At 67.4% G+C, this 20486-nt stretch carries 23 protein-coding genes; 17 read left to right on the forward strand and 6 right to left on the reverse strand.

From position 1 onward, the window contains the following. Positions 1-35 precede the first annotated feature (35 nt). The gene (locus MF407_RS01905) at positions 36-1190 is read right to left on the reverse strand and encodes an LCP family protein (RefSeq protein ID WP_239701057.1); all 1155 of its coding nucleotides are present in this window, start codon (positions 1188-1190) and stop codon (positions 36-38) included. A gap of 43 nt (positions 1191-1233) precedes the next feature. Here MF407_RS01905 and MF407_RS01910 point away from each other — a divergent pair, with 43 nt between their 5' ends. The 8 genes from MF407_RS01910 (at position 1234) to manA (ending at position 7117) form a co-directional block, all read left to right on the forward strand. Beyond that, complete coding sequence (locus MF407_RS01910) at positions 1234-2265, forward strand: folate-binding protein (protein WP_239701058.1); 1032 nt, start codon at positions 1234-1236, stop codon at positions 2263-2265. 79 nt (positions 2266-2344) lie between these two features. Continuing rightward, positions 2345-2689, forward strand: a complete 345-nt coding sequence (locus MF407_RS01915; RefSeq protein ID WP_129624613.1) for a helix-turn-helix transcriptional regulator — start codon at positions 2345-2347, stop codon at positions 2687-2689. Positions 2690-2745: 56 nt separating this feature from the next. Beyond that, positions 2746-3366, forward strand: coding sequence for a hypothetical protein (locus MF407_RS01920; RefSeq protein WP_239701059.1), 621 nt, complete (start codon positions 2746-2748; stop codon positions 3364-3366). Positions 3367-3450: 84 nt separating this feature from the next. After that, a complete protein-coding gene (locus MF407_RS01925; RefSeq protein ID WP_239701060.1) occupies positions 3451-4413 on the forward strand; it encodes an asparaginase in 963 nt (320 codons plus the stop codon). After that, the gene (gene dtd, locus MF407_RS01930) at positions 4413-4838 is read left to right on the forward strand and encodes a D-aminoacyl-tRNA deacylase (RefSeq protein ID WP_239701061.1); all 426 of its coding nucleotides are present in this window, start codon (positions 4413-4415) and stop codon (positions 4836-4838) included. Before MF407_RS01925 ends, dtd begins: the two co-directional genes overlap by 1 nt. Before the next feature lie 40 nt (positions 4839-4878). Beyond that, positions 4879-5199 (forward strand): DUF2516 family protein, encoded by a 321-nt coding sequence (locus MF407_RS01935; RefSeq protein ID WP_239701062.1) that lies wholly within the window; start codon positions 4879-4881, stop codon positions 5197-5199. Beyond that, positions 5193-5984 (forward strand): alpha/beta hydrolase, encoded by a 792-nt coding sequence (locus MF407_RS01940; protein WP_129624610.1) that lies wholly within the window; start codon positions 5193-5195, stop codon positions 5982-5984. The genes MF407_RS01935 and MF407_RS01940 overlap by 7 nt, the downstream gene beginning before the upstream one ends. After that, positions 5981-7117, forward strand: coding sequence for a mannose-6-phosphate isomerase, class I (manA, locus tag MF407_RS01945; protein WP_129624609.1), 1137 nt, complete (start codon positions 5981-5983; stop codon positions 7115-7117). Before MF407_RS01940 ends, manA begins: the two co-directional genes overlap by 4 nt. On the opposite strand, the gene MF407_RS01950 is transcribed toward manA, so the two are convergent. Continuing rightward, positions 7118-7912, reverse strand: a complete 795-nt coding sequence (locus MF407_RS01950; RefSeq protein WP_239701063.1) for a class I SAM-dependent methyltransferase — start codon at positions 7910-7912, stop codon at positions 7118-7120. A gap of 118 nt (positions 7913-8030) precedes the next feature. On the opposite strand from MF407_RS01950, the gene mshA reads away from it, so the two are divergent. The 3 genes from mshA to MF407_RS01965 are packed head-to-tail and all read left to right on the forward strand — an operon-like array spanning position 8031 to position 10607. Further along, positions 8031-9341: a D-inositol-3-phosphate glycosyltransferase gene (gene mshA / locus MF407_RS01955; RefSeq protein ID WP_239701064.1), complete on the forward strand. Its 1311-nt coding sequence runs from the start codon at positions 8031-8033 to the stop codon at positions 9339-9341. After that, entirely contained in the window at positions 9338-9829 is a 492-nt protein-coding gene (locus MF407_RS01960) for a YbjN domain-containing protein (protein WP_168990134.1), read from the forward strand. Before mshA ends, MF407_RS01960 begins: the two co-directional genes overlap by 4 nt. 34 nt (positions 9830-9863) lie before the next feature. After that, a complete protein-coding gene (locus tag MF407_RS01965) occupies positions 9864-10607 on the forward strand; it encodes a phosphoglyceromutase (RefSeq protein ID WP_239701066.1) in 744 nt (247 codons plus the stop codon). A gap of 59 nt (positions 10608-10666) precedes the next feature. On the opposite strand, the gene MF407_RS01970 is transcribed toward MF407_RS01965, so the two are convergent. Then, a complete protein-coding gene (locus tag MF407_RS01970) occupies positions 10667-11350 on the reverse strand; it encodes a response regulator transcription factor (RefSeq protein ID WP_129624605.1) in 684 nt (227 codons plus the stop codon). Further along, positions 11347-12534, reverse strand: a complete 1188-nt coding sequence (locus tag MF407_RS01975) for an ATP-binding protein (protein WP_239701067.1) — start codon at positions 12532-12534, stop codon at positions 11347-11349. The genes MF407_RS01970 and MF407_RS01975 overlap by 4 nt, the downstream gene beginning before the upstream one ends. A gap of 236 nt (positions 12535-12770) precedes the next feature. On the opposite strand from MF407_RS01975, the gene phoU reads away from it, so the two are divergent. Next, positions 12771-13436, forward strand: coding sequence for a phosphate signaling complex protein PhoU (gene phoU, locus MF407_RS01980; RefSeq protein WP_239701068.1), 666 nt, complete (start codon positions 12771-12773; stop codon positions 13434-13436). A gap of 71 nt (positions 13437-13507) precedes the next feature. Here phoU and ispD read toward each other — a convergent pair whose 3' ends face one another. Next, positions 13508-14716 (reverse strand): 2-C-methyl-D-erythritol 4-phosphate cytidylyltransferase, encoded by a 1209-nt coding sequence (gene ispD, locus MF407_RS01985; RefSeq protein WP_275578331.1) that lies wholly within the window; start codon positions 14714-14716, stop codon positions 13508-13510. Beyond that, positions 14713-15195, reverse strand: a complete 483-nt coding sequence (locus MF407_RS01990; protein ID WP_115923962.1) for a CarD family transcriptional regulator — start codon at positions 15193-15195, stop codon at positions 14713-14715. The genes ispD and MF407_RS01990 overlap by 4 nt, the downstream gene beginning before the upstream one ends. 209 nt (positions 15196-15404) lie before the next feature. Between MF407_RS01990 and MF407_RS01995 the strand changes: the two genes are divergently transcribed. The 5 genes from MF407_RS01995 to rlmB all read left to right on the forward strand — a co-directional run bounded on the left by MF407_RS01995 (position 15405) and on the right by rlmB (position 20481). Continuing rightward, positions 15405-15965, forward strand: a complete 561-nt coding sequence (locus MF407_RS01995) for a hypothetical protein (protein ID WP_239701069.1) — start codon at positions 15405-15407, stop codon at positions 15963-15965. 135 nt (positions 15966-16100) lie between these two features. Next, positions 16101-17186: an S-(hydroxymethyl)mycothiol dehydrogenase gene (locus tag MF407_RS02000; RefSeq protein ID WP_239701070.1), complete on the forward strand. Its 1086-nt coding sequence runs from the start codon at positions 16101-16103 to the stop codon at positions 17184-17186. Positions 17187-17194: 8 nt separating this feature from the next. Continuing rightward, positions 17195-17851 (forward strand): MBL fold metallo-hydrolase, encoded by a 657-nt coding sequence (locus MF407_RS02005; protein ID WP_239701072.1) that lies wholly within the window; start codon positions 17195-17197, stop codon positions 17849-17851. A gap of 230 nt (positions 17852-18081) precedes the next feature. Continuing rightward, the gene (gene cysS, locus MF407_RS02010) at positions 18082-19521 is read left to right on the forward strand and encodes a cysteine--tRNA ligase (RefSeq protein WP_129624599.1); all 1440 of its coding nucleotides are present in this window, start codon (positions 18082-18084) and stop codon (positions 19519-19521) included. Positions 19522-19524: 3 nt separating this feature from the next. After that, entirely contained in the window at positions 19525-20481 is a 957-nt protein-coding gene (gene rlmB / locus MF407_RS02015; protein ID WP_141929255.1) for a 23S rRNA (guanosine(2251)-2'-O)-methyltransferase RlmB, read from the forward strand. Positions 20482-20486: the final 5 nt, after the last annotated feature.

The raw sequence follows: 20486 nt of genomic DNA on the forward strand, positions 1-20486 counted from the left end.
TCCTCGGTCGTGGGGTCTGAAGAGTGTTGCTGCAGTTACTGCAGCGCGTTGGTGGAGACGCTGTAGTTGCTGAAGTCGTCGTTGGCGACGGCCGCCCCGAGGCGCTTGATCTTCGCCTCATCGGCGATCACGATCGACCCGGCCCTCGGGTCACTTCCCAGGCCGGTGAACGGCGCGGTGTAGAAGGTGACGCCGCTCATCCGTAGGTTGCGCAGACTGAGGCCGATGCTCTGCACCTGCATGTCCTCGTCGACCCGAAGATTCTTGTCGGCGGTGAGGTCGTCGACCATCTTGTTGAGCTTGACCGGGTTCAGCAGGGTGCCGGCCTTCAGCGTCTTGGCCATCACGGCCTTGATCCAGGCCTGCTGGTTGCGTCCGCGGTCGATGTCGCCTTCTCGCAACTGGTAGCGCTGGCGGACGAATCTGAGAGCCTGCTCGCCGTCCATGTGATGCCGGCCGACTGTCCAGGTCTGCCTGCCGTCGTTGTACTGCTGCGGCACGTAGACGTCGACACCACCGACGGTGTTCGTCAGTTTGCCGAATCCCTCGAAGCCGATCTGAGCGGCGTGGTCGATCTTGACGCCGAGCAGGTTCTGCAGGGTCAGGATGAGCAGCTTCTCGCCACCATACGCGTACGCCGCGTTGATCTTGTTCTTACCGTGCCCGGGGATGGACACGTAAAGGTCACGCGGGAAATGGATGACCTGGACGCTCTTGCGGTCGTCGCTGATGTGCACCAGTTGGATGACATCGGACCGGCTGGAGTCGTTGAGGTCCTTACTGCGAGAGTCGGAACCCATCAGCAGGATGTTGAGGGCCTCGCCCGCCTCGGATTTGCGCGTCGGCTGGCCGGCATCGTCCGGGATCATGTCCGACCGCTGGATGTTGTTGTCGAGTTTCCAGTTCAGGTACGCGGCGAACCCACCCACGGCCAGCGCGCTGATCACGAACATCGTCAGCAGGGTCAGACAACCGACCTTCAGGCAGCCGGCCCTCTTCTTCGGCTCCTCGACGTCGTCCGGCTCGTCGTGAGCAGCGGGGTCCGCTTCGTCGGACGGGCCTTCACCGGTGCCTGCGGCCACCGCACGGTGGTGTCCCCGAGAGTCACGGGGCGTCAACCGGTCGTCGCGGTCGGCGTCGCCGGACGGGCGGTCGCTCGCGGGTCCGGTGGGCTCGTACGGGTCGGTCATGGTCGCCAGTCTAGGCAGGCGCACGCGGACGTACGCTGATCACGTGAACGCTGCGAAGCTCGACGATTACCGCTCCCCGCTCCTGGATCGCCCGAAGGCGGTCGAGGCCGACGGGCTCGACGCCGGCGTGGCGGCGCACTACGGCGACCCGATGCGTGAACAGCGACTGTTGGAGGCGAGGCAGGCCCTGGTCGACCTGAGCAACCGGGGCGTGGTCACCGTGAGCGGGCCGGACCGTCGCAGTTGGTTGCACTCGATCACCACGCAGAAGCTGGACGACCTGCAGCCGGGAGTGAGTACCGAGTCGCTGGTGCTCAGTCCACACGGTCATGTCGAGCACGACCTGCACCTGATCGACGACGGGGAGACCATCTGGATCACCGTGGAGCCGGGCACCGCCGAGGCGCTGGTGACCTGGTTGCGGTCGATGCAGTTCATGCTCCGCGTCGAGGTGGCCGACCGCAGCGCCGATTTCGCGGTGCTCGGCGACCCGTCGACAGAGGCGGTCGAGATGCTTGCCTGGGTGGACCCGTGGCCCGACCTCGGCCCGGACACGGCTGCCTACTGCGACGTCGAGCCGCACCCGGCGTTCGGTCGCGCGTGGCGTGAACTGATCGTTCCGCGCGATGAACTGGAATCCGTCGTGCGTGAACGTTCGCTCGCGGGCACCTGGGCGGCAGAGGCGTTGCGGGTGAGCCAGTGGCGTCCGCGGCACCTGGTCGACACCGACCACCGCACGATTCCGCACGAGTTGGATTGGCTACGCACTTCACTGCATCTGCACAAGGGGTGCTACCGCGGCCAGGAGACCGTCGCGCGGGTGCACAACCTCGGCAAGCCACCGCGCCGCCTCGTCTTCCTGCATCTCGACGGTTCGGGCCACGTATTGCCCGACCCGGGCGCCGAGTTGTTCGCGCCCGCGAACGAACGGGCCGTCGGACGACTGACCTCGGTGGCCCGTCATCACGAGGAAGGGCCGATCGCGCTGGCCGTCGTCAAGCGCAATGTGCCGGTGGAGGCCGTGCTGCGCGCGGGCGATGTGACTGCGGCGCAGACGCCGATCGTGCGGGCCTGACGACACAGTCCACCGGTGTGACTCGTCTCACGCTTGCTCTGGCTTGCAAAGTGCTAACTGCAGCAAGCATGATGAAGACATGACTCCGAACCCCGTCAGCGATCTCGGCGGTTACCTCAAGGACCAGCGCCAGCAGGCGCAGTTGTCCTTGCGGCAGCTGGCCGAACGCTCGGGAATCTCCAACCCCTACCTCAGCCAGATCGAGCGGGGACTGAAGAAGCCGAGCGCGGAGATACTCCAGGCGCTGGCCAAGGGTTTGCGGATCTCGGCCGAGCAGTTGTACGTGCAGGCCGGATTCTTGGACGAAGCAGGCGAGACCGAGACGCTGATCGACACCCGTGTGGCGATCAAGTCCGACCCGCTCCTTTCGGACAAGCAGCGCAAGGTTCTCCTCGATCTTTACGCATCGTTCACCGAGGACTGATCCGCCGGCCGCATCGGCAGCACATACTCCAGATAACCGAACCGGAAGGAGTGGCCATGGCCACCAAGTTCGACCTCAAGAAGTCCATCACCGGAGCCACCCCGCTGTACGCCGCCGTCGGCGCTGCGGACACGGTCTACACCACCGTCCGTGACCGTGCGCTGACCGTCGGTGCCGAGCTCAAGCCGTCCGCCGTGCAGGTTCGCTTCACCAAGCAGATCGCCGATGTCCGCGAACAGGTCGAGGCGCTGCCCGCGACCGCGACCAAGGTCATCGACGACGCCAGCATCGAGGCCGGCGACCAGTACGTCACCCTCGCCAAGCGCGGCGAGAAGGTCGTGAAGTCGCTGCGCAAGCAGGTCGACGGGATCGAGACCACCGCGCGCCAGCAGGCCAAGGACGTTCGCAGCACCGCTCGCAAGACCGCCAAGGACGCGCAGACCACCGCCGTCTCGACCCTCGCGGCCGGCCGCAAGGACGCCGCCAAGGTCGTCGCCGACGTCGCCGGCAAGGTCGAGGACGAGGCTCGCGCCGAGGTCCGCAGCAACGCCGCCAAGGAGGGCGCTGCCACCAAGCGTCCGGCGCGCAAGACCGTCGCCAAGAAGGCCACTGCTCGCAAGACCACGGCCCGCAAGGCTCCGGCCAAGAAGGCTGCTTCGGCGAACAGCAACGCCTGAAGACAACCGACCCTGCTCGACTGAGCAGAAACGACGAAGCCCCCACCTCGCCCCGGTGGGGGCTTCGTCGTTAGCCTCGCCTGCGTGACTCAACGATCGCAGCAAGCACTCTCCGAAGCCCCCATCGTCGCAGTCGTCGAACGCAGTGGATTCGTGGAGTCGGTGCACCGCGGCATCGTCGTGGCCGTCGACGCGCAGGGCTCGGTGCTGTTCGAACGAGGTGACGCGAGCGCGCCGCACTTTCCCCGCTCGTCGAACAAGCCGATCCAGGCGCTCGCGATGGTGCGGTCCGGACTCGACCTGCCCGCCGACCTGCTGGCGCTGGCGAGCGCCAGTCATTCGGGTGAGGATTTCCACCTCGACGGCGTGCGCCGCATCCTTGCCGGCGCCGGCCTTTCCGAGGACGACCTGCAGAACACCCCCGATCTGCCGTACGACGAGCAGGCCAGGCGCGAATGGCTCGCGGCCGGCCACGAACCGACGTCCATCGCCCAGAACTGTTCGGGCAAACACGCTGCGATGCTCGCCACGTGTGTGGTGAACGACTGGGACACCGCCACGTATCGGGACCCGTCCCATCCGTTGCAGGTCGCGATGGCGGACGCGCTCGCCGACCTGTGCGGCGAGTCCGTCGCCGCGACCGGGATCGACGGTTGCGGGGCTCCGGTGATGGCGGTTTCGCCGCTCGGTCTGGCGCGTGCGTTCGGCCGCCTTGCGGCCGCCACGGACGGCCCGGAACGTGTTGTCGCACAAGCGATCCGCGAGTTTCCCGAGTTTCTCGGTGGCACCCGACGCGACGTCACCGATCTGATCCGCTGCGTCCCGGGGCTGGTGGCCAAGGACGGTGCCGAGGCGGTCTACGCGATCGGGCTCCCGGACGGTCGTGGCGTGGTCGTCAAGATCGCGGACGGCGGCCAACGGGCCCGTCCGGTGGTTGCCGCAGCGGCACTGCGCGAGTTGGGGGTGGAAGCAGAGGTGCTCGAACGTCTTGCGAGCGCGCCGATCCTCGGCCACGGGCAGCCGGTCGGTGCGGTGCGGGCGGTCTGATGCGGGCAGTGCTGCAGCGGGTCACCCACGCGGAAGTGACTGTCGAAGGGGAGACAGTCGGTGCCATCGATCGTCCCGGTCTGGTGGCGCTGGTCGGTGTCACCCACGAGGACGGTGCCGAACAGGTCGCCGCGATGGCTCGCAAGATCGGCGAGCTGCGCATCCTCGCCGACGAGCAGTCCGTGCTGGACGCCGGTGCGCCAGTGCTGGTGGTCTCGCAGTTCACCGTGTACGGCAGCACCCGCAAGGGTCGACGTCCCTCTTGGAGCGCAGCCGCCCCCGGCCAGGTCGCCGAACCCCTCATCGAGGATCTCGTCGCTGCGCTGGTTGCCGCCGGGGTCGAGGTCGCCACCGGACGTTTCGGCGCGATGATGCAGGTGTCGCTGGTCAACGACGGACCGTTCACCGTCGTCGTCGACGTCTGAGCGGCGGACATCGGCGACGTTCGACGTTTAGGCTGGTGACGTGCTCGAACCTCTTTTTCGCATCCAGTCCACCGTCGCGCTGCTGCTCGGCCTCGCCCTGATGGCCACCACGGCCTTCGCGTTCGTCGATGCGCTGCGTCGCCGCGAGGATGCGTTCCGAGCCGCCGACAAGATGACCAAGCAACGCTGGTTGTTGATCACGGGCCTGGCTGCGGTGTTCGCGCTGCTGGTGATCCAGTCACCGCTCAACCTCTTCGGCATCATCGCGATCGTGGCTGCCGGGGTGTACCTCGCCGACGTCCGTCCGGCGTTGCGACAGGTCGAGTCCCGCCGCGGTGGCGGTTCCCGCGGACGATGGTGAGCACCCGCACCTGCATCCTGTCGACGTCCGAAGGCGGCATCGAGTACCTGCTGGTCGGACGTGACGAACCAGTCACCGTCTTCGCCCACGGGCTCGCAGGTTCGATATCGACCACGCGCCCTTTCGGCTCCGGCGTGCCCGGACGCCAGGCGTACTTCCACTTCCGCGGCCACGGTGCCTCGTCCTCGCCGGAATCGGCGTGGACCTACACCGCGCTGGCCGACGAACTCGACGCTGTGGCCACGCACGTCGACGCCACCCGGGCGTTGGGCGTCAGCATGGGAGCCGGCGCGATCGCTCACCTTCTCGAGCGGGTGCCCGACCGCTTCGAACGCATTGTGCTGGCGCTGCCTGCCGTGCTTGACACACCCCGCACCGACGTCGCCCTCGAGCGATTGCTGGAGATGGGCCGGTTCGCCGACGAGCACGACGTCGACGGTGTCTTCGAGTTGTTGCTGCTGGAACAGCCGGGGGAGCACCGGGACGATCCCGTCGTGCGTAACTGGTGTATGGACCAGGCACACACGATCGTCCGGACAGACGTGTCCCGTGCGTTGCGGACGATCCCACACGCGACCGCGGTGCACGACCGTCGATCACTGCAGGCGGTGCAGGCGCAGGTGCTCGTGCTCGGCCAGGAGGACGATCCCGCGCACCCGCTGTGGGTCTCGCGTGAGATCGCCGACCTGATCCCGAACGCCCGGCTCGAGGTGCTCCCAGCAGGCGGGATCCTGTGGAGTCATCGGGCTCGCGTACGAGAGCTCGTGCGAGACTTCCTCGCATGATCGTCCGGCTCGAACCACGCATCCGGGATTACGCGTGGGGGTCGCGCACGGCGCTGGCCGAACTGGCCGGACGGCCCTCGCCGACCGAGTCCCCCGAGGCCGAGATGTGGATGGGTGCACACGAGGCGTCGCCCTGCGTCGTCGGTCACCACGACGACCGCACAACGTTGGACAAGCTCATCGCTGCCGACCCGATCGGCATGCTCGGTGAGACGACCGTGACTCAGTTCCAGCGTCGACTGCCGTTCCTGCTCAAGCTGCTCGCACCGGAGCAGGCGTTGTCGATCCAGGCGCATCCCAGCCGTGAGGAAGCGCTGACCGCGCCCACCGGCACCTATGTCGACAACTGGCCGAAGCCGGAGGCCTGGCTCACGGTCACCGAGTTCGAGATGTTCGCCGGGACGCTCGCCTTCGACGAGATCCGTTCCGCGGCAGGGGAACTGCAGTGTCAACGGTTCGGGGAACTGATCGAGGCCGCGGCCGGCTCGGGCGTCAAGCAGTTGCTCCGGTCGATCCTGCAGGCCGAGGAGTCGGTTCAGCGCGAGCTCACCGAAGAGGTCGTCCGGGCATGTGGTGACCGACGAGACCACCCGCACTACGAGGCCATCCACCGCATTGCCGCCCAGTTCCCCGGCGACGTCGGCGCGGCGGTGCTGCTGACCATGAGGCACCACGTCGTGCCCGCGAACAGTTACGTGTTCCTGCCAGCAGGAGTGCTGCACGCCGCAGTGCACGGGGTGACGGTCGAGATCCTCGCCAATTCCGACAACGTCGTCCGAGCCGGCCTGACTCCCAAACGCATCGACATCACCGAACTGCTCCGTATCGTCGACGTCCACCGCCCCGTTGTGGTGGAGGAACCGCCGTCGGGTGTTCGAGTGCACAGCTTCCCGGTCGATGTGCCGTATTTCCAACTGCACCAAGTGAACCCGGGTACACAACCTGAAGAAGCACCAGGACGTAACAAGCCGCGCATCGTGCTCTGCATCGGAGGAAAGATCACGCTCGACGACGGTGTCGAGCAGATCGAGTTGGGTCCGGCACAGTCGTGTTTCGTTCCGGCATCCGTCGACCACCTGCACTGCTCGGGCGACGGCACCGCGTACGTGGCGACCACCGGACTCGTGGGCTGATCACCTCCGATTCGGGGCGACCGCAGACCATTCCACGCTGAGTTCGCCGAGCCTGTGGCGACTACGCCCGTGCAGGACGGGCCAGCCGTCTGCACGGATGGTGTCGACCGCCGCCAGGAAGCGTTGCCGTGCACCGAACGAACCGTGCGGCGCAGCCGTCGCCCACGCACGGTCGAAGGTCCGCACAAACTCGTGGATCGGTTCACCCGGCACGTTGCGGTGGATCAGTGCCTTGGGCAGACGTTCGGCGATCACCGACGGTGTGTCCAGCCCCCCGAGCCGCCAGGAGAAGGTCAAGCTCAGCGGTGAGCGACGGTCGAGCGTCACCCAGGTGGCCAGTCGCCCGATCTCGTCGCAGGTCCCGTCGACGAAGATCCCGGTCGGTGAAAGACGTTTTTGCACAAGGCTCCACGAAGACTCCACCTCGGACTCGTCGTACTGGCGCAGCACGTTGAACGCGCGGACCACGTCGACCTTCCCGTCCACCGGCAGCTCGAATCCGCCGATGCGAAAGCTGAGCGTGTCGTCCTGCAGGTGCTGCGCCGCGCGCACCCTGGCGGGGTCGATCTCGACTCCGACGACCCGGACATCCGGGCGTACGGCGCGGAGCCGGTCGCGTAGTTCCACGGCGGTGACCGGTGATGCGCCGTACCCGAGATCCACCACCAGGGGCGCGCCGAGCGGGGCCGTCAGGCGATGTCGCTGGGTGGCCACCAGCCACCGGTCGCACCGGCGCAGGCGATTGGGGTTCGTGGTGCCGCGCGTGATCGCGCCCACCGGACGTGCAGAGGCCACCCGCTCAGCCTAGATACGAGCCACTCAGGCGGTGGTCGACCGGGTGCGAGCCCCGTGGGGCGAGCGCCGCGATCGAGACCACGACCGGACGACTTGCCCGGGTGAGAGACTGAGCCGCATGACCGAGTCCAGCGGATGCCCGGTGCAGCGGGTGGCGATGATCAGCGTCCACACCTCGCCGCTCGACCAGCCCGGTACGGGCGACGCGGGCGGGCTCAACGTGTACGTGGTGGAGACCGCGAAGCGGCTGGGTGCGCGGGGCGTCGAGGTCGAGATCTTCACCCGTCGGACGTCCGCGAGCCTGGCGGAGGTCGTCACCCTCGCACCCAACGTGATCGTGCGACACATCGACGCCGGGCCGTACGAGGGTCTCGACAAGGAGGACCTGCCCGGACAACTGTGCGCGTTCGCGGCGGGAGTGATGCGATTCGTCGCCATCAGCCCGGAGGGGCATTACGACCTGGTCCACTCCCACTATTGGCTGTCCGGTCAGGTCGGCTGGCTGGCCGCCGACCGGTGGAACGTGCCGTTGGTCCACACCATGCACACGATGAGCCGCGTCAAGAATCGTGCTCTCGCAGCAGGCGATCGGCCCGAACCCAAGGGTCGCGAGATCGGCGAGGAGCAGGTCGTCAAGGTGGCCGGTTGGTTGATCGCCAACACCGATACCGAAGCCCGCGAACTCGTGGAGTTGTACGACGCCGATCCCGAACGGGTCCGCGTCGTGCCCCCGGGCGTCGACCTCGACGTCCTGCGGCCGGCCGACAAGTCGGCGTGCCGCCGCGAACTGGGGCTGCCCGAGGACGCCGATGTGCTGCTGTTCGTCGGACGCATCCAGCCGCTCAAGGCCCCGGACGTGCTGGTCAAGGCCGTCGCGAGGATGATCGAACGCGAACCTGAGCGCCGCGGCCGGACAGTGGTCGCGATCCTCGGCGGTCCGAGTGGCAGCGGGCGGGAGCGTCCCCGTGCGCTGCAGGCGATGGCGCGCGAACTCGGCGTCGCCGACGTCGTGCAGTTCGTGCCTCCGCAGAGCCGCACCGAACTTGCCCGCTGGTTCGCGGCCGCCGACCTGACCGTCGTGCCCTCCCACTCCGAATCCTTCGGCCTGGTCGCGATCGAGTCCATGGCGTGCGGCACACCGGTGGTCGCTGCGAACGTCGGTGGGCTCCCGACGGCAGTGGGCGACGGGGGAGTGCTGGTCGACTCGCACGATCCCGACGAGTGGGCGTCGGTCCTCGCCGACCTGCTGGACGACGACGAGAGGCGGAAAACAATGAGCGACAACGCGATTGCGCGGGCCCGCGAGTTCTCCTGGGATGCGACGACCGACAAGCTGTTCGACGTCTACCGGCACGCCTGTGAGGCGCCGCCGCGTCCGTATGACACGCACCTCGACTTCGCGACGGTGCCGACTGCGGTAGTGCCGTGAGCCTGCGCGACGACGTCGTGGCGGTCCTGGAAGGGGTGCTGGCCGACAACGAACTGGACTGGGAGGCCGGGGTCAACGACGGCGAGTACGTCGTCACCCTCCCGGGGGAGAAGAAGCTGAAGACGGTCACGTCCCTCACGGTCGGTGAGAACGATCTGATCACAGCCGCATTCGTCATCCGGCAGCCTGATGAGAACCACCTCGACTTCTACAAGTTCCTGTTGCGCCGCAACCTCAAGCTGCCAGGTCTCGCGTACTCGATCGATGCCTCCGGCGACGTGTACGTCGGCGGACGCGTCCCGCTCGCCGCCGTCGACGAGACCTACCTCGACAAGCTGCTCGGTGCCGTCCTGCGTGCAGCGGACGAGCCCTTCAACGACCTGTTGGTGCTCGGCTTCCTGACCTCGATGAAGAAGGAATGGGAGTGGCGAATTTCGCGCGGTGAATCCACCCGCAACCTCGAGGCGTTCAAGCACCTGCTGGCCTGACCACCGCACCTATGTCGGTGGTTAGGCTGGAGTCATGACCTACACACTCGTGCTGCTGCGGCACGGCGAATCCGACTGGAACGCCAAGAACCTCTTCACCGGCTGGGTCGACGTCGACCTCACCGAGAAGGGCCGCTCCGAGGCCGCGAACGGCGGCAAGCTGTTGAAGGAAGCAGACGTCCTGCCCGACGTCGTGCATACCTCGCTGCTGCGCCGCGCGATCACGACCGCCCACCTCGCCCTCGACGTCGCCGACCGTCACTGGATCCCGGTGCACCGGTCGTGGCGCCTGAACGAGCGTCACTACGGCGCGCTCCAGGGCAAGGACAAGAAGGCCACGCTGGAGGAGTTCGGCGAGGAGCAGTTCATGACCTGGCGCCGGTCGTTCGACACCCCGCCGCCGCCCATCGAGCCCGGCGCCGAGTTCTCCCAGGACGGTGACCCGCGGTACGCCGATCTCGGCGATGACGCGCCGCGCACCGAGTGCTTGAAGGACGTCATCGAGCGCTTCCTGCCGTACTGGGAGGGCTCGATCATTCCCGACCTGAAGGACGGCAAGACCGTTCTGGTCGCCGCTCATGGCAACAGCCTACGCGCGATGGTGAAGCACCTCGACGGGATCTCCGACGACGACATCGTCGGCCTCAACATCCCGACCGGAATGCCGCTGGTCTACGAACTCGACGAGCATTTCAAGCCCACCGTCAAGGGCGGAAAGTACCTCGACCCCGAGGCCGCGAAGGCAGCTGCCGAGGCGGTCGCCAACCAAGGCCGCTGAACCGTAAGTCCGCAGAACGCCTGCGTCAATTCGCCGGTTCTGCGGACTTTCGGCGTGTGTCAGCTGCCCTCGTACTTGTAGCCCAGGCCGCGGACGGTGACGATCACCTTCGGGTTGCCCGGGTCTTCCTCGATCTTCGCGCGCAGCCGCTTGACGTGCACGTCGAGCGTCTTGGTGTCACCGACGTAGTCGCTGCCCCAGACGCGGTCGATCAGCTGACCCCGGGTGAGCACGCGTCCGGCGTTGCGCAGCAGCAGCTCGAGCAGCTCGAACTCCTTGAGCGGTAACGAAACCGGCTCGCCCTGAACACTGACCGTGTGGCGTTCGACGTCCATGCGCACCGGTCCGCTGTGCAGGGTGGCGGGCATGAGCTCCCCGGTGTCCTGGCCACGGCGCAGCACCGCCTTGATGCGGGCGAGAAGTTCGCGGGAGGAATACGGCTTGGTGACGTAGTCGTCCGCGCCGATCTCGAGCCCGACGATCTTGTCGACCTCGCTGTCCTTGGCAGTCAGCATGATGATCGGCACGTTCGCCTTCTGCCGGATCACCCGGCACACCTCGGTGCCGGACATGCCGGGCAGCATCAGGTCGAGCAGGACGAGGTCGGCGCCGTTGCGATCGAAGTCGAGCAGCGCGTCGGGTCCGGTCTCCGCTACCGACACCTCGTAGCCCTCCTTGGACAACAGGTAGGACAACGGGTCGGACAGCGACTCCTCGTCCTCGACCAGCAGGATGCGCGTCATGAGGTGACCTTTCGGGCTTCGTCGACCGGTCGGCCGATCGTTGTTTCGGAGGGTTCGGGATGTGCGGCCGGCAGCCGGATGGTGAAGGTCGAGCCGTGGCCCTCCTCGGACCACGCGGTGACCTCACCGCCGTGGTTGGCGCAGATGTGTTTGACGATGGCAAGGCCGAGCCCCGTGCCGCCGGTGCGTCGCGACCGGGCGGCGTCGACGCGGTAGAAGCGTTCGAAGACGCGCTCGATCTCGCCGGCCGGGATGCCGCTGCCTTGATCCTTCACTGCAACGGTGACCAGATCGGGCGAGCCCTTCACAGCGACGTCCACCCGCGTGCCGCTGCCGGAGTAGTTGACTGCGTTCTCGATCAGGTTGCGCACGGCGGTGGTGATCAGGTCGGGGTCGCCGAACACCTCGGCGCGGTTGCCCTCGTCGTGCGCCTGGATGCCGATACTGCGTTCGTCGGCCATCAGCCGCATATGCTCGATGGCCTCCGCGACGCACTCGCGCACGTCGACGCGCTGCGGATCGTCGAGGGTCTCTGCGACCTGCAACCTGGAGAACTCGACGATCTCCATGACCAACCGGTTGATGCGGTCGGCCTCGGTGCGCATCCGCTTGGTGAACCGGTGTACCGCCTCCGGATCGTCGCGAGCATCGTCGATCGCCTCTGACAACAGACTGAGTCCGGCGACGGGAGTCTTCAGTTCGTGACTGACGTTGACCACGAAGTCACGCCGGGTCTCCTCGACGCGTCGCAGCTGCGAGCGGTCGTCGAGCAGGATGAGGACGTGGTCGTCGGACAGTGGCGTCACCCGCACCCCGAGCACCAGGCGTCCGGCGCCGTTGAGTCCGCGGGTCAGGTCGAGTTCGAGTTCGTGCAGGTCCTTGTCTCGCCGAGACGTGCGCACGAGGGTGCGCAGTTGTTCATGCACGATCTCGTGGCCGCGGACGAGGCCCAGCGCCGCTGCGGACGGGCTCGCCCGCACCACGCGGTCGCTGGCGTCGACGACCAGCGAGACCGAGCGCAACGCATCGAGGATCTCGGCGGCCTCCGGGGCGATCGGCTCCGGGTTGGTGTGCGTGGTGGCGATGCTCTTCGCCGCGGTCTCGGCAGTCCGACGTCTGGCGGCCGACCAGCCGATGACGAGGCCCACGCACAGGGCGCTCAGGGCGAGTAGGACCTCCAACACGCGGCCCAATGTACGGGGTCGGTGAAGCGTCGTCGGTGCTGGTCAGACGCGTACGACTGCGAGCCATCGGCCGTTAACCTGCGCGTTCGTCGCCGTTCACCGCAGCCTGCGACCCTCGGCGAGTCACCGGTCTGGGGCACAATGGGCCACGACCGGTGAAGTCGGTCGAGGCCGGCAAAACCGCCCGACCATCTCGGCTCCTTTCGAGTTCACCCCGAAGCAAGGATTCAGCAAGCATGCGCAACGCCTTCCACGACGACCTCGATCGTGTTTCCGATCAGCTCGTTCACATGACCGAGATGGTCGGTACTGCGATGACGCGCGCCACCGACGCACTCGTGAACACCGACCTCGGCGTGGCCGAGAGCGTCATCGCTGCGGACGACGACATCGACACCGTGCGACGCCAGGTCGACGACCTGGCGGTCGACCTGCTGGCCCGTCAGCAGCCGGTGGCCACCGACCTGCGGATGGTCGTCACCGCCATGCACATGGCATCTGACATCGAGCGGATGGGCGACCTGGCCCGCCACATCGCGAAGATCGCCCGGATGCGTTACCCGAAGCAGGCCGTTCCGCAGGAAGTGCTGCCGCACATCACCTCGATGTCGGAGTGCGCGATCGACCTGGCGAAGAAGACCGGCGAGGCGATCGACAGCAAGGACGTCCACGCAGCGCAGGAGATCGAGCGCCTGGACGACCACATGGACGACCTGCACCGGCAGATCTTCGCCGCCCTGCACAGCGAGGGCTGGAACTACCCGACCGAGACCGCGGTCGACGTCACGCTGCTGTCGCGCTACTACGAGCGATTCGGCGACCACGCCGTCGCCGTCGCGGACCGCATCGTCTACCTGGTCACCGGCCGGTACGGCGACCCGAACGAGGGCCTGCAGCGCTGACATTCTCCGGCGCCTCCTGCGCCATGGACGAGCCCCTGCAGAACCTGCAGGGGCTCGTTCACGTTCGGGCGTCAGCCACGGATGACCAGCGCGTTGGCGATCGCGCCGATGCCCTCGCCGCGGCCCAGGAAGCCGAGGTGATCGGTGGTCGTCGCTGACACCGAGACGTGCGCCCCGCCGAGCGCGGCCGAGATCGCCTGTTGCGCTTCCTCGCGGCGCGGACCCACCTTCGGCCGGTTACCGATGATCTGCACACTGACATTGCCGATGCGGAAACCTGCTCGCTCGAGGGTGCCGTGCACGTCGGCCAGCATCGCCGCGCCGGTTGCCCCCTTCATCTGCGGTCGGTCGACGCCGAACTGAGTGCCGAGGTCACCCAGACCGGCGGCCGACAGCAGGGCATCGCACACCGCGTGAGCGGCGACGTCACCGTCGGAATGTCCTTCGATTCCACGTTCGCCGGGCCAGGTGAGGCAGGCGAGGGACAGCGGTCGCTCGTCATCGGCGTAGGCGTGTACATCGACACCGATCCCGGTGCGGGGCAAGGGTGCAGGATGCTGCGGCGAATCGATGAGTTGCTCCTGTGGGTCGGTTGCGATCAGACGCCGGACTGCGTCGAGGTCGGCCGGAACGGTGACCTTGAGCGCGCGGGGATCGCCGTCGACGACCACCACGTGTCCGCCGTCCGACTCCACCAGGGCCGCGTCGTCGGTCGCCTGGGCACCCCGGGAGTGCGCCCGGACGAGCGCGGACCGGCGGAAACCCTGCGGCGTCTGAACGGCACGCAGTGACGAGCGATCCGGCGTACCGACCACCACACCGCCGGCGTCCACCTGCTTGACGGTGTCGACCACGGGTAGGCCGGGGACCACCGCGTCGGCACCGCCCAGCACGGCGTCGATCACGGCGTCGAACAAGGCCGGGGGAGCAAAGGCGCGAGCGGCGTCGTGCACGAGGACGACTTCGGTCCTGTCGGAGAGCGCGGCCAGTCCGGCGGCTACCGAGTCGGTGCGTTCAGCGCCGCCGTCGACGAGCACGGCGCCCTCACACAACGGTTCGAACTCGCCCCGGTGCCCGCCCGGGACGACGACGACCACGTCGGACACCCGACCGACCTCACGTACCGAACGCAGCGCGTGGACGATCAGGGCATCACCGCCGATATCGACGAGAGCCTTGGGCATACCCGCGCCGAGGCGGGTGCCCATGCCGGCGGCGACGATGACCACGCCCACGGCAGGAGTGCCGTGGGCGTGGTCGCTGTTCGTGATGGAACTCAGGACGCGAGGACCTCGTCCAGCGTGGCCTCTGCGGTGTCCTCGTTGGTGTGCTCGGCGAGCGCGAGTTCGGAGACGAGGATCTGGCGCGCCTTGGCGAGCATCCGCTTCTCACCCGCGGACAGGCCGCGGTCCTGGTCGCGGCGCCACAGGTCACGCACGACCTCGGCCACCTTGATGACGTCGCCGGATGCCAGCTTCTCGAGGTTCGCCTTGTAGCGACGCGACCAGTTGGTCGGCTCCTCGGTGTGATCGGCACGCAACACCTCGAACACGCGGTCGAGGCCTTCCTTGCCGACGACATCGCGGACACCCACGAGATCGCAGTTCTCCGCCGGAACCTCGATCGTCAGGTCGCCTTGGGCAACCTTCAGGACGAGGTACTGCTTCTCCACGCCCTTGATCGTTCGGACCTTGATTTCTTCGATGAGAGCCGCCCCGTGGTGCGGGTAAACGACCGTCTCGCCGACCTTGAAAACCATATGTTGTGTGCCCCTTTCGCGAAGTCAAGGATAACACGGGTGGCCGGGGTCACAGAAACCGTTTGTGCAGGTCAGAGGCCACAACGGACGTGCACAGATCGCGGCCGAGGGGTTGACAGGAGTCGCCGCACGTGCTTCGCGTGGGTCGTCATGGGCCGGTGCAGGGTGGGGCCCCGGGGCGGCGGGCAGACCGGTACCATGCAGATGTGATGCGACGTGTGACTTCCCGGCCGGCCGTCCGCCGCGGTGCTCGAGCGATGCTGGTCGCCGGCGTTGCCAGCACTGCCCTGAGCGGCTGCTACTACTTCAGCGAACCCACCACCGACATGGACTACGTCGCCTCCGACGGCAACAACGCCGAGGTCGGCACGGTCAACCTGTCGAACGTGCTCATAGTCACCAAGAACAAGGGCGACAAGGGCTTGATGCAGGGTTTGGCCACCAACAACGGCAACACTGCCGCGCAGTTGACAGTCACTCCGGCCGGCGGACAGCCGACCAAGGTCTCCATTCCGCCGATGCAGTCCGTCCGCCTCGACGGCAAGCCCAGCGGCGACGGCAAGGCCACTGTGTCCCCGATCGACATCCCCGCCACCCCGGTTCCCCCGGGTGAGTCCACCACGGTCGTGTTCGCCACCGCCGACGGCGGCAGCAAGCAGGTCTCCGTGCCGGTCGTGCTCGATCAGCCACCGTACGGCAGCGAAGAGGTCACGCACCCGGGCAGCCGTCCGGACGACTCGGCTGAGAAGGGTGACGGCGGCGGACACTGAGTCCGCAACGACCGCACCACCCGACGACGAAAGGGCTCGACCGCGAGACGGTCGGGCCCTTCGACGTACCCGAGCTCATCTAGGCTGGCGGGGAAGAAGTTCGAGCAGGTGTCGAAACCGTGAGGAAGTGCGCAAATGCCCCAGACCGTCAAAGGTGTCATCGCCCGCAGCAAGGGCGCTCCGGTGGAAGTGGTCGACGTCGTTGTGCCTGATCCCGGTCCCGGTGAAGCGGTCGTCGCGATCGAGGCCTGCGGGGTCTGCCACACCGATCTGCACTACCGCGAAGGTGGCATCAACGACGAGTTCCCGTTCCTGCTCGGCCACGAGGCCGCCGGACGGGTGGAGGCCGTCGGCGAAGGGGTCACCGAGGTGAAGCCTGGCGACTTCGTGGTGCTGAACTGGCGCGCGGTCTGCGGTCAGTGCCGCGCCTGCGCGAAGGGCAAGCCGTGGTACTGCTTCGACACCGCCAACGCCAAGCAGAAGATGACCTTGACCGACGGCACAGAGCTCTCGCCTGCGCTGGGCATCGGCGCGTTCATCGAGAAGACCCTGGTCGCGGCCGGTCAGTGCACGAAGGTCGACGAGAACGCGTCCGCCGCTGCCGCCGGTCTGCTCGGCTGCGGCGTGATGGCCGGCTTCGGCGCGGCGGTCAACACCGGCCAGGTCGGCCGTGGAGACTCCGTCGCGGTCATCGGTTGTGGCGGCGTCGGCAACGCTGCGATCGCCGGAGCGAAGGTCGCCGGAGCGACGACGATCATCGCGGTCGATGTCGACGACCGAAAGCTCGAGCAGGCCGAGGTCTTCGGGGCAACGCACACCGTCAACTCCAAGAACGAGGACGCCGTCGAGCGCATCCGCGAACTCACCGGTGGCTTCGGCGCCGATGTCGTGGTCGAAGCGGTCGGCCGACCCGAAACCTACGAGCAGGCGTTCTTCGCCCGCGATCTCGCCGGCACGGTCGTTCTGGTCGGTGTCCCGACGCCGGACACGAAGATCGAACTGCCACTGATCGAGGTGTTCGGCCGCGGTGGCGCGCTGAAGTCGAGCTGGTACGGCGACTGCCTGCCCTCGCGCGACTTCCCGATGCTCATCGACCTGTACCGACAGGGACGCTTCGACCTCGACGCGTTCATCACCGAGCGGATCGGGTTGAACGACGTCGAGTCCGCGTTCGACAAGATGCACGGGGGCGACGTGCTGCGCTCCGTCGTCGAGATCTGAGGAGCGTCATGGCAGCCGAAATCGTTGCGGGACACGGCGACACCAGGATCGAGCGGGTGATCACGTCCGGCACCTTCAGTCTCGACGGGGGCACCTGGGACGTCGACAACAATGTCTGGATCATCGGTGACGACAAGGAGTGCGTGATCGTCGACGCGGCACACGATGCCGCCCCGATCCTGGACGCCGTCGGTGGGCGGACGGTGAAGGCCGTCCTGTGTACCCACGCGCACGACGACCACATCACCGCGGTGGGTGAGGTATTCGATGCGACCAAAGCGCCGAGTTACCTGCACCCGTCCGACCGGATGCTCTGGGACCGCGTTTACTCCGTCGGGCCCGACCACGAACTGGCGGACGGCGACCGCATCGAGGTCGGCGAGGTCACCATCGAGGTGATCCACACGCCCGGCCACAGCCCCGGCGCCGTGTGTCTCCGGATCCCGACGCTGGGCGTGGTGCTCACCGGAGACACGCTGTTCGACGGGGGACCGGGAGCGACGGGGCGCTCGTTCAGCAGCTACGACACCATCACCGACTCCATCCGCACGAAGCTCTTCGCCCTTCCGGCGGAGACGATCGTGCTGACCGGCCACGGCGACTCGACCACCATCGGCGAAGAAGCCGCCCGACAGGACGAGTGGGAGCGTCCCGAGGGGGCGTGACCTGATGTGAGTGTCATGACCTTCGTGGTCGGGATGCCCCGAACCTCACGACACTCGCGAGGTCAACCGGTGACGATCGCCCATCCGTCCGTCAGGCCCGTGGCATCCGCGCGGCCCGGTCAACGCCTTCTCGGTCACCGGTCTCGCCTCGATGGCCGGCGGCCAACTCGGATGGGGCACGCAGTACCCGAGTGGTCTGCTGTACTTCACGGCGCCGATAAACTTGCCGGGTGACTCTGCAACTCTTCGACAGCGCAGCCGGTGAGCTGCGTTCCTTCGAGCCCCTTCGTGCGGGCACGGTGGGCATGTACATCTGCGGTCTCACCACTCAGGGGTCGCCGCACATCGGCCACGTGCGCTTCACGGTCGCGTTCGACATCCTGCGCCGTTGGCTGGAGATCGGTCACGGGTACGAAGTCACCCTTGTCCGCAATGTGACCGACATCGATGACAAGATCCTGAACAAGTCGGCCGAGCACGACGTGCCGTGGCAGGAGTGGTCCTACGCGCATGAGCGCGAGACCAATGATGCACTCGACCTGCTCGGCGTGCGCCGTCCGTCGTACGAGCCCCGCGCCACGGGCCACGTCACCGACATGGTCGAACTGATGCAGATCCTGATCGAGAAGGGGCACGCGTACGCCGCCGAAGACGGCAGCGGAGACGTCTACTTCGACGTACGCAGCTGGCCCGAATACGGCTCGCTGACCCGCCAGAAGGTCGATGACATGGAGGCGGCAGCTGACGCCGACCCGCGCGGCAAGCGTGACCCGCGCGACTTCGCGCTCTGGAAGGGCCACAAGGCCGGCGAACCGGAGAGCGCCACTTGGCCGACCCCCTACGGGCAGGGCCGACCGGGCTGGCACCTGGAGTGCTCGGCGATGGCTCGCCGCTGGCTCGGCGACGAGTTCGACATCCACGGCGGCGGCATCGACCTGCGCTTCCCGCACCACGAGAACGAGCAGGCACAGTCGCGCGCTGCAGGTCTGGGGTTCGCGCAGTACTGGCTGCACAACGGCTGGGTCACCCTCGGCGGGGAGAAGATGAGCAAGTCGCTCGGCAACACCCTGGCCGTGGGTGAGATCACCAAGAAGGTTCGCCCGTTGGTCCTGCGGTACTACCTCGGCGCGGTCAACTATCGGGCGACGATCGAGTACCACGACGGTTCTCTGGACGAGGCCGCTGCCGCGGTCGCACGGATCGAAGGTTTCCTCGAACGCGCGCTCGACCAGGCGCCGTCCGGCGACTTCGTGGCCGTTCCGGACGCGTTCGCGACTGCGATGGACGACGACCTCAATGTCTCCGGAGCGCTCGCGGTCGTCTTCGACGCGATCCGCGAGGGCAACACCGCGTTGGACGCGGGCGACCGGACCCGGGCCGAGGAACTCGCGCTCGAGGTCGTCGCCATGACCGAAGTGATCGGCGTCAATCCGTATGACGCTCAATGGAATTCGTGCGGCGACGATCGCTCGAACGAAGCGCTTGACCACGTGATCGAGGTGCTGTTGGCCTCGCGCAAGCAGGCCCGTGCCGACCGTGACTTCGCCACCGCGGACCTCATCCGCGACCAGTTGTCCGCCGCCGGTGTGGCGGTCGAGGACACCGCGGACGGCGCTCGCTGGTCACTCATGTCGGCGGCCGATCGCGCCGCCCAACGAACGAAGGACTGATCGATGGCAGGCAACTCCCAGCGCCGCGGAGCGATCCGCAAGGGCAGCTCGAAGAAGGGCATGCAGGTCGGCAGTGGCGGCCAGCGCCGTCGCGGCCTCGAGGGCAAGGGCCCGACCCCGAAGGCGGCCGAGCGTCCGAACCACAAGGCGTACAAGGCGGCCCAGAAGACCGGAGGTACCTCCCGTCCCGGATCGCGTGGTGGCAACCGTCGCGGTAAGGCGTCGTCCGAGGTCATCGCCGGACGCAACTCGGTGCTGGAGGCGCTACGCGCGCACATCCCGGTCACCACGATGTACGTCGCCGGCCGGATCGACTCCGACGACCGCGTCCGCGAGGCGCTGAAACTCGCCGCCGACCGGGCGATCCCGATCCTGGAGACCCCGCGCGGCGAGCTCGATCGACTGACCGACGATGCGGTGCATCAGGGCCTGGCGCTGCAGATCCCGCCGTACGAGTACGCGCACCCGAGCGACCTGATCGACCCGGAGGCGCCGGGTATCCCGCTGGTCGTCGCACTCGACGGCATCACCGACCCGCGCAACCTCGGCGCGATCATCCGCTCGGTGGCCGCGTTCGGCGGCCATGGTGTCATCGTTCCCGAACGCCGGTCGGTGGGTATGACGGCGGCGGCGTGGAAGACGTCCGCGGGTGCGGCGGCACGCGTTCCGGTCGCTATGGCGGGCAACCTGAACCGCGCTTTGGAGGAGTTCCGCAAGGCCGGGTTCTTCGTCATCGGTCTCGACATGGACGGCGACGTCGAACTGCCGCAGCTCGAACTGTCGACCGAGCCGCTGGTGGTCGTCGTCGGGTCCGAGGGCAAGGGGTTGTCGCGACTGGTGAGCGAGAACTGCGACCAGATCGTGTCGGTGCCGATGAGTTCGTCCGTCGAGTCGCTCAACGCCGGTATTGCCGCGTCGGTGACGCTCTACCAGATCGCCACTTCTCGAGCGGCACGCTGACCGAT

This window comes from Yimella sp. NH-Cas1 (genome assembly GCF_022359705.1).
GTDB lineage: Bacteria > Actinomycetota > Actinomycetes > Actinomycetales > Dermatophilaceae > Yimella > Yimella lutea.

Coding starts and splice junctions, on each gene's coding strand:
- MF407_RS02000 (WP_239701070.1), top strand. CDS start 16,101: ATGCCCCAGACCGTCAAAGGTGTCATCGCCCGCAGCAAGGGCGCTCCG.
- MF407_RS01905 (WP_239701057.1), bottom strand. CDS start 1,190: ATGACCGACCCGTACGAGCCCACCGGACCCGCGAGCGACCGCCCGTCC.
- MF407_RS01940 (WP_129624610.1), top strand. CDS start 5,193: ATGGTGAGCACCCGCACCTGCATCCTGTCGACGTCCGAAGGCGGCATC.
- MF407_RS01920 (WP_239701059.1), top strand. CDS start 2,746: ATGGCCACCAAGTTCGACCTCAAGAAGTCCATCACCGGAGCCACCCCG.
- MF407_RS01995 (WP_239701069.1), top strand. CDS start 15,405: ATGCGACGTGTGACTTCCCGGCCGGCCGTCCGCCGCGGTGCTCGAGCG.
- phoU (WP_239701068.1), top strand. CDS start 12,771: ATGCGCAACGCCTTCCACGACGACCTCGATCGTGTTTCCGATCAGCTC.
- MF407_RS01965 (WP_239701066.1), top strand. CDS start 9,864: ATGACCTACACACTCGTGCTGCTGCGGCACGGCGAATCCGACTGGAAC.
- MF407_RS02005 (WP_239701072.1), top strand. CDS start 17,195: ATGGCAGCCGAAATCGTTGCGGGACACGGCGACACCAGGATCGAGCGG.
- mshA (WP_239701064.1), top strand. CDS start 8,031: ATGACCGAGTCCAGCGGATGCCCGGTGCAGCGGGTGGCGATGATCAGC.
- MF407_RS01915 (WP_129624613.1), top strand. CDS start 2,345: ATGACTCCGAACCCCGTCAGCGATCTCGGCGGTTACCTCAAGGACCAG.
- dtd (WP_239701061.1), top strand. CDS start 4,413: ATGCGGGCAGTGCTGCAGCGGGTCACCCACGCGGAAGTGACTGTCGAA.
- rlmB (WP_141929255.1), top strand. CDS start 19,525: ATGGCAGGCAACTCCCAGCGCCGCGGAGCGATCCGCAAGGGCAGCTCG.
- manA (WP_129624609.1), top strand. CDS start 5,981: ATGATCGTCCGGCTCGAACCACGCATCCGGGATTACGCGTGGGGGTCG.
- MF407_RS01990 (WP_115923962.1), bottom strand. CDS start 15,195: ATGGTTTTCAAGGTCGGCGAGACGGTCGTTTACCCGCACCACGGGGCG.
- MF407_RS01970 (WP_129624605.1), bottom strand. CDS start 11,350: ATGACGCGCATCCTGCTGGTCGAGGACGAGGAGTCGCTGTCCGACCCG.